The organism is Microcystis sp. 49638_E5 (assembly GCF_021300285.1).
GTDB classification, from domain to species: domain Bacteria; phylum Cyanobacteriota; class Cyanobacteriia; order Cyanobacteriales; family Microcystaceae; genus Microcystis; species Microcystis aeruginosa_C.
Genome location: NZ_JAJTDH010000115.1, coordinates 1 through 8,460, shown reverse-complemented (window position 1 = coordinate 8,460; position 8,460 = coordinate 1). Strand labels below are relative to the sequence as shown.

4 protein-coding genes and 1 CRISPR repeat array are annotated in these 8,460 nt (G+C 42.1%); all 4 genes read right to left on the bottom strand.

Annotated elements, in window-relative coordinates; genetic code table 11:
• Positions 1–201: 201 nt before the first annotated feature.
• Positions 202–5,389: a CRISPR direct-repeat array (repeat unit 37 nt; unit sequence GTTTCAATCCCTAGTAGGGTTTAAGATTAATTGGAAC).
• 233 nt (positions 5,390–5,622) lie between these two features.
• The 4 genes from cas2 to cas6 are packed head-to-tail and all read right to left on the bottom strand — an operon-like array spanning position 5,623 to position 8,347.
• The gene (gene cas2, locus LW728_RS20740) at positions 5,623–5,895 is read right to left on the bottom strand and encodes a CRISPR-associated endonuclease Cas2 (protein WP_002742874.1); all 273 of its coding nucleotides are present in this window, start codon (positions 5,893–5,895) and stop codon (positions 5,623–5,625) included.
• 12 nt (positions 5,896–5,907) lie between these two features.
• Entirely contained in the window at positions 5,908–6,912 is a 1,005-nt protein-coding gene (gene cas1d / locus LW728_RS20735; RefSeq protein ID WP_287768009.1) for a type I-D CRISPR-associated endonuclease Cas1d, read from the bottom strand.
• A 5-nt stretch (positions 6,913–6,917) separates the two neighbouring features.
• On the bottom strand, positions 6,918–7,511 hold the full coding sequence (gene cas4, locus LW728_RS20730; RefSeq protein WP_012266060.1) for a CRISPR-associated protein Cas4: 594 nt from the start codon (positions 7,509–7,511) through the stop codon (positions 6,918–6,920).
• A gap of 2 nt (positions 7,512–7,513) precedes the next feature.
• On the bottom strand, positions 7,514–8,347 hold the full coding sequence (gene cas6, locus LW728_RS20725) for a CRISPR-associated endoribonuclease Cas6 (RefSeq protein WP_287768007.1): 834 nt from the start codon (positions 8,345–8,347) through the stop codon (positions 7,514–7,516).
• Positions 8,348–8,460 lie beyond the last annotated feature (113 nt).

The following is an 8,460-nucleotide window of genomic DNA, read 5'->3' as shown; positions in this document are numbered from 1 at the left end:
AGGGTGATGCAAGGGTTTTAAGAGATTCTAGCAGATTTAAGTGCATTTGGGAAGCTCTCAATCAAGCTAAAAGCCCTTTCCTGTAAGGTTTTTACCATTATTCAGCAAACCCTATATATTTTTCAGCTTACTAGCCCCCGCCTTTTCTTTCCTCCCTTATCCCGAACTGACGTTAAGTATGAATATTTATACAATAAAGAAGTTTCAATCCCTAATAGGGTTTAAGATTAATTGGAACTGTAATTTTTCACCATTAGGCAAAGTAATTTCTACGTTTCAATCCCTAGTAGGGTTTAAGATTAATTGGAACTTTAATCGCCTATCCTGCTGATACTTTCTACCGAAGTTTCAATCCCTAGTAGGGTTTAAGATTAATTGGAACAAAATTAGCCGAGTTTGGATTTACGGAACTGTAAGTTTCAATCCCTAGTAGGGTTTAAGATTAATTGGAACTAGATTTAACTCCCTGTCCTTGGCCATTTCCAAGAGGTTTCAATCCCTAGTAGGGTTTAAGATTAATTGGAACCTGGGTTTCTTTGTCGGGGGTGGTGGTGAATGTGAGTTTCAATCCCTAGTAGGGTTTAAGATTAATTGGAACCGTCTAGTTCCCAAATCTCATTAGGATGCTGTAAAGTTTCAATCCCTAGTAGGGTTTAAGATTAATTGGAACCAGGCAGACTAGCCTCCCAATTCAGCGAAGCAAACGTTTCAATCCCTAGTAGGGTTTAAGATTAATTGGAACCTAAATGCTAATTATCAGGCGTTCCAGAATGAAATGTTTCAATCCCTAGTAGGGTTTAAGATTAATTGGAACAAGGTTCTGGGATTTTTTGAATTGTATGCAGATTGCAGTTTCAATCCCTAGTAGGGTTTAAGATTAATTGGAACATTGCATACAGCAGGTGATCGCACGGTGTCAGACTGTTTCAATCCCTAGTAGGGTTTAAGATTAATTGGAACACTCTCGATCTTCTTGCCGGATTTTTTTGCAGGGGTTTCAATCCCTAGTAGGGTTTAAGATTAATTGGAACTATCGGGAAAAGGAAAAGGTGATTGCTGGGGAGAAGTTTCAATCCCTAGTAGGGTTTAAGATTAATTGGAACGATTAAGTACAAAAGGCTACTATAGTGGCCTTATAAGTTTCAATCCCTAGTAGGGTTTAAGATTAATTGGAACTGGACTATAGTGGGAATCACCAATCAGGCGGGCGTGGCTGCTAAGCATAAAACTCTTAAATCAGCCATTCTCGGTTTCAATCCCTAGTAGGGTTTAAGATTAATTGGAACCGGCTGTGAATAATAGCCATACCCATGCTAATAAAACTCAGCTTGTTTCAATCCCTAGTAGGGTTTAAGATTAATTGGAACTCAGCATCATCACCCTGTAATAATATGTCGCTATGTTTCAATCCCTAGTAGGGTTTAAGATTAATTGGAACAAATCCCGGATGCGGATGCGGTCCCGGCGCTAGGGTTTCAATCCCTAGTAGGGTTTAAGATTAATTGGAACCGATCAGGCTCCCATCCCCAATCTGCATGAGATTGGTTTCAATCCCTAGTAGGGTTTAAGATTAATTGGAACTTTCCACGTTAATTAGCTTAAATCTTAGAGTCAGTTTCAATCCCTAGTAGGGTTTAAGATTAATTGGAACGTCTGGGCGTTCTGGCATCCAATCGATAGTATTATCGCTGTTTCAATCCCTAGTAGGGTTTAAGATTAATTGGAACAAGAAGGATTGGCTATAAGAGGATTAAATAATTGCGGTTTCAATCCCTAGTAGGGTTTAAGATTAATTGGAACGAATCAAAAGGGGAATTGATAGGGAAACTAAATGGTTTCAATCCCTAGTAGGGTTTAAGATTAATTGGAACATTAGTTTAAAGGGAGAGCTAATGAGATTTTTTTGGTTTCAATCCCTAGTAGGGTTTAAGATTAATTGGAACAGTTTTATCTTTTAAATCGACAATTGATAACCGTGTTTCAATCCCTAGTAGGGTTTAAGATTAATTGGAACAACTAACAGATAAGCAGGTAATCTCTATCTTAGAATCGTTTCAATCCCTAGTAGGGTTTAAGATTAATTGGAACCCTCACTATCCTCGGCTTTATTCTTGGAAGGAAAAGTTTCAATCCCTAGTAGGGTTTAAGATTAATTGGAACGGGATCAACTATCGGGGGAGTTACGATGGCTCTTGTTTCAATCCCTAGTAGGGTTTAAGATTAATTGGAACGCCAATAATTGATCGAGCGCTTGCTATTATTTCCTGTTTCAATCCCTAGTAGGGTTTAAGATTAATTGGAACAAAAGGAGTAAATTTATGGGAACCGCTATTAATTGGGTTTCAATCCCTAGTAGGGTTTAAGATTAATTGGAACATTATAAGAATTACTTATATTTATCGAGTATTTAGTTTCAATCCCTAGTAGGGTTTAAGATTAATTGGAACGATTATCTGCTGCTTCTGATCGCCGATTGGTCCGGTTTCAATCCCTAGTAGGGTTTAAGATTAATTGGAACAAGCGGAGGTTCCCCGTAGGTCGCCACCTCTTTTTTTTGTTTCAATCCCTAGTAGGGTTTAAGATTAATTGGAACCTTTATCGAGAATCTCAAACCAAGTCCGATCAAGTTTCAATCCCTAGTAGGGTTTAAGATTAATTGGAACAGCTGCACCGGTAAATAGTTCTATCTTAGTCCTTTGTTTCAATCCCTAATAGGGTTTAAGATTAATTGGAACAGACCTGCATTTTCCGCCACTTTAATAAGCCTCTGTTTCAATCCCTAATAGGGTTTAAGATTAATTGGAACCTGTAGTGATCGAGAAATATTAGCTTGATCGATTCCTGTTTCAATCCCTAATAGGGTTTAAGATTAATTGGAACATCCGCTCCTCTATCGCCTTCGATAATTGATTGGTTTCAATCCCTAGTAGGGTTTAAGATTAATTGGAACAAGCGTTGGATCGGGAATTGAAAGCCTTACTTACGTTTCAATCCCTAGTAGGGTTTAAGATTAATTGGAACAAGAAGGTCGAGAAATCGGCGGTTTCCACAACGAGGTTTCAATCCCTAGTAGGGTTTAAGATTAATTGGAACCTTATTTCTGGAATCGGCCAGAAATAGAGTTTACGTTTCAATCCCTAGTAGGGTTTAAGATTAATTGGAACTCTAAAAATTTTCCTTTCATGGTAAAAAAAGGGCGGTTTCAATCCCTAGTAGGGTTTAAGATTAATTGGAACGGGGAAAGCGTTAAAAATGTGCATCTCCTTTTTAATGGTTTCAATCCCTAGTAGGGTTTAAGATTAATTGGAACCAAACTGATAGACTCTGTGGTACTTAAATTTTTAGTTTCAATCCCTAGTAGGGTTTAAGATTAATTGGAACAAAATTAGCCGAGTTTGGATTTACGGAACTGTAAGTTTCAATCCCTAGTAGGGTTTAAGATTAATTGGAACAATAATTTACAGTTCTCTCTGTCTAGCGAATACCTAGTTTCAATCCCTAGTAGGGTTTAAGATTAATTGGAACTCAAACTATTCACGTTCACGAAACAAACTTGATCAGTTTCAATCCCTAGTAGGGTTTAAGATTAATTGGAACCTTAAGAAATCAGAGATAATGGTTTCAGACGGGAAGTTTCAATCCCTAGTAGGGTTTAAGATTAATTGGAACAGACTAGGCACCAATGCTTATAATCCAGCGACCCGGTTTCAATCCCTAGTAGGGTTTAAGATTAATTGGAACGAGGAAACTAGCACCGTATTTAGTGGCAAAAAGTTGTTTCAATCCCTAGTAGGGTTTAAGATTAATTGGAACACCCGGACAACATTCTCGTTAATTTTTACCATAAATGTTTCAATCCCTAGTAGGGTTTAAGATTAATTGGAACCGTACAGATGAACCACTTGATCGATCGTCTAAGGCTAGTTTCAATCCCTAGTAGGGTTTAAGATTAATTGGAACGTGTGGACGGGGGGGAGACATAGCGGGGGAGCCGGTTTCAATCCCTAATAGGGTTTAAGATTAATTGGAACTTGGGGTTCCAGTTGTGCCGGCAGTCGAACAACTAAGTTTCAATCCCTAATAGGGTTTAAGATTAATTGGAACAATCAGATCAAACTTAATCAATTCTTGCAATGTGGTTTCAATCCCTAATAGGGTTTAAGATTAATTGGAACAGGAGAGGAAAAAATGAAGGAATTTGCAGCGACTTTAGTTTCAATCCCTAATAGGGTTTAAGATTAATTGGAACGTCTGGAGTCAGTGCTATATCTTCGGCTTTATCCTGTTTCAATCCCTAATAGGGTTTAAGATTAATTGGAACTTTTTGCAAATTCTTGGGATCTGCCTCAAAGTAAGTTTCAATCCCTAGTAGGGTTTAAGATTAATTGGAACTTGAATATTGCCGTGATTTGTCGCATTTATCTTAGTTTCAATCCCTAGTAGGGTTTAAGATTAATTGGAACGAAGTTCGATCCCCCCGTACCCCCCGTGGCCAGGTTTCAATCCCTAGTAGGGTTTAAGATTAATTGGAACACCTACTAGATCAATTCCTTCCCGGATAGCTGTTGTTTCAATCCCTAGTAGGGTTTAAGATTAATTGGAACGCTAATTCTCGATTTATTGCCGCGAATCAAACTAATGTTTCAATCCCTAGTAGGGTTTAAGATTAATTGGAACTAAGTCGGTACAGCGAGCCAATGTCCGATCCGACGTTTCAATCCCTAGTAGGGTTTAAGATTAATTGGAACGATAAATTCGCGCACCTTTTTGCTCTGCGGCTTTGTTTCAATCCCTAGTAGGGTTTAAGATTAATTGGAACGGTAATGTTAGTTAACTGCAAAATAATTAATAATGTTTCAATCCCTAGTAGGGTTTAAGATTAATTGGAACGAGGATGCGGGGGTGTGTCCTCTGGAGTAGATGTTTCAATCCCTAGTAGGGTTTAAGATTAATTGGAACGCTTTTAATTTTGCTAGGGGTTATTTTTTGCATCGTTTCAATCCCTAGTAGGGTTTAAGATTAATTGGAACTCGAGCAGCCAGTAAGCCCCCCCATTTTCCGCGTTTCAATCCCTAGTAGGGTTTAAGATTAATTGGAACTGGGGGATAACTTTAGAAATTAGAGAATAAAAATTAAAAGTTTCAATCCCTAGTAGGGTTTAAGATTAATTGGAACGAGTGCTTATCTTTTCTACAGTAGAATCTAAAATCGTTTCAATCCCTAGTAGGGTTTAAGATTAATTGGAACTTCCATCTTCTACTGACTGCTTGAAAGTATCACTGTTTCAATCCCTAGTAGGGTTTAAGATTAATTGGAACCAACCAGACAGGACTGAGAGGCAAAATCTGGGAGGTTTCAATCCCTAGTAGGGTTTAAGATTAATTGGAACCGCCCAGTGGTAAAAGCTATACGCTATGGGATTTTCAAGGTTCGTATGCGCCGCACCCGCAATAAACCAATCATACAGCAAGTGACCCAGTTCTTCAAGACCCCGCAAAACCTTACGGGATAAGGTGCGCCCCGCGTTGGAAAGGAAAATCATCTCGAATCTATATTCCATAAGCTTTTCAGCCACCACATAATAGTTAAGAATTTTTACAGCTACCCGGAAGCGCAACCGAGCTAAACAAAAAAAATTGTATTATCCCGGGGTAACTCACCACCGATGCGTTCCACTTTACCCCGACAACAGGCGCAGAGAAAATAAAAGCGGATGCTATCGGTATCGGGTTTGATCAACTTACTCAAGCGCCCGCGCAGCTTAGCGTACTGGGTATCGGTTAGATCGCACTCAAAAACACTATACTGCACCCGTTGGCCGTAGGACTTTAACGTATTGTGAATTTTGGTTCGTCGCTTATCATCGGAAATGTCGTAACTGACAACAAAATACATGACCGCCTCTACCTACTTTAAAATCAAAGGTGGATACTTATCCGTCTCGTCCATCAGATATTTCGCCATTAGTCGGGCCTGAATCTCGAAAGCTTCTTGATAAGTACACTGTTTACCCATTACCGGATGCTTAAACTTGGATTGTTTCTTCTGTTCGTACAAGCGCAGGAAAATCTGTAACCCCTCTCTCGTGAGGGAAACCGCACCGCTTAAGGGTTCGGTGGTGAAATGTTCGGGGGTAAGATAAGGATGATTGATCCCATTGAGAACCACGGCATCAACGACGATCGCTCTAAATTCTTCCATCAGATCCAGTGCCAGCGAGGGGCGACCGTAACGTTGATAGTGAAGATAACCGAGATAGGGGTCAAAACCGACCAAATTGATCGCACTCTGCACGTCATGGCGCAATAACGCATAACCCAGACTCAAAAGAGAATTGACCGGATCTCGCGGGGGGCGACGGTTACGCGAGGCAAAGGTAAAAGTATCGCCGAGAATTAAGGAATCAAAACAACTGAAATAGGCTGCGCTTCCGGCTCCCTCTAACCCCCGGAGAGAATCGATCGCCGAGGTTGTTTCGATCGAGCCGATCGCTGCTTCCAGACAAGCGATCGCCGTTTGTAAATCCAACTCTTTTCGATCGCGTTGACGACGGAGTAGAATGTTGCGGTAATTCTTCAGCTTGCCGCGGACGAATCCCCGCACTAAATGAATGGCTTTCGGGGAATCGCCGGCGGCCTGCCATTGCGCTCGACGAACGAAAATATTTTTGGTCATCTCCGGTTCCAATCTACCGAGATAGCGTCCGGTGGATGTGACGAAACTGAGCGGAATATGACGTTCCAACAATTCGATCACCAATGCGGGAGAAACTGAACCCCGTCCGAAAATCACCACTCCTTCCACGTTCAATAAAGGAACATCGAGGATCGTTTCTTTGGATGCTTTGACCGTTAAACGCTCGTCATTTTTGCCGAGAAATGCGTCTTCTCTTGTCACATATACCGTTCCCATATTTTTTAGTCTTCCTCTCGATATCGTTGGACTTTTTCGGTTAATCGGGGCAAGCAGCGATCGAACAAACTGCATCCCTTGCAGCGGGGTGAATAGACCGCCGGTGGCATTTTTCCCGTCTGGATCAGGGTTTCAATTGCTCGGATCGTAGCGATCGCCCGTTGCCGTAGAGCAAGATCGATCGCCACCGGTTGACGCTGGTGAGAACTGGCATAGTAGATATAGCCAGTATCTAGCCTTTTTCCCGTCATTTCTTCCAAACAGATGGCTTGAGCGCACACCTGCAACTCGTCGTTATCCCATTCGCCCTTACTGCCCCGTTTGTATTCCACGGGGATAAATTCGCCGTCGTGGGACTCGATCAGATCGGCTTTACCGATGAGACGGTAATTGTCTGATTTAAGCCAGATCGCCCGAATTTGCCATATTTCCTCGCGGTTTGCCGCCCCGACGGTGTGAACTCGCTCGTGTAAATTTGTTCCCTCGATCGTGTAGCTATTATCGAGAAATTCCCCAGCGACGAACATTCTCCAACAACGGTGGGGACAGTAGGCGTAATGGTTGAGGGCGGCGATCGGTATGTAATCAGATTCATCCATAACTATCTTTTATCCTTAGAAATTCTGCGAGTCATCCCCATTCCCATGGTGGTTTTCCGTCCCACTCCCGCGTAGAGGGCAAAATCCGCCAGTGCATTAATCGCTTTAATCTTTGCGGGTTCCACCTCTCCCAAAAGACGATAGTGAATCTCGCCTACACAACCGATCGAATGGTTTTTATAGGCTTCGTCGGCTAATTTCGTTTTAATATCGAAGAAACTGGGGAAAATCGACTCTAGGACGATGGAATCGAAGGGGATCCCGCTATAGCGATTCCAACGACTGAGAAGGCCATTAAACACCAGTTCCCGCGTCGGTAAGGCACTATCGAATTTTCCCTGCCGGAAGGTGACGGGGGTAGCGAAAAGGAAATCAAATTCTCGATTCGTTTCCGAGGCGTTTTCATACAGGTATTGATAAGTACAAGAGTTCGCCCAGAATTGAACCGATTGCGGGGTGGCGAGGACGCTAGTGATAACCAGATCGGCGGAACCGAGATGCCAGGGGTGTTTTGGATTGAGATTCAACCAGAGCGAGGTTAATTTACCGAATAATCGGTCATCGAGCAGAGAAATCCGCCACCAGCAGGGAGTTTCTGGGGCGATTGGCCGTTCGTGTCGCCACTGCGGGGAATTTATCGTTTTTCCACCAGATTGCATCTGTAGTGGCGATAAGGTGAAGGCTTTATCTGCCTCGGCTGTGTGTAGAATGTCCCCTAATTCCTGATCGACACTACTGACAAGGGTAAGGAATAGCGCGTGAAGGTGTCGTCCGGTGAGAAAATTCGGATAGATCGGCGATCGAGGTGTGAGATTGAGAACGAGACTGTAGGGCATTAAGTAGCTGGTTATAATTAAATTAAAAATGGATTTTAGGTTCGATCCCCCCTGCCCCCCTTGATAAGGGGGGTGCCGATAGGCGGGGGGATCCCCCTTGATAAGGGGGGTGC

What these genes read in the sequence shown, in the direction of transcription:
- cas2 (WP_002742874.1), bottom strand. Translation starts at nt 5,895, where the DNA reads ATGTATTTTGTTGTCAGTTACGACATTTCCGATGATAAGCGACGAACC.
- cas1d (WP_287768009.1), bottom strand. Translation starts at nt 6,912, where the DNA reads ATGGGAACGGTATATGTGACAAGAGAAGACGCATTTCTCGGCAAAAAT.
- cas4 (WP_012266060.1), bottom strand. Translation starts at nt 7,511, where the DNA reads ATGGATGAATCTGATTACATACCGATCGCCGCCCTCAACCATTACGCC.
- cas6 (WP_287768007.1), bottom strand. Translation starts at nt 8,347, where the DNA reads ATGCCCTACAGTCTCGTTCTCAATCTCACACCTCGATCGCCGATCTAT.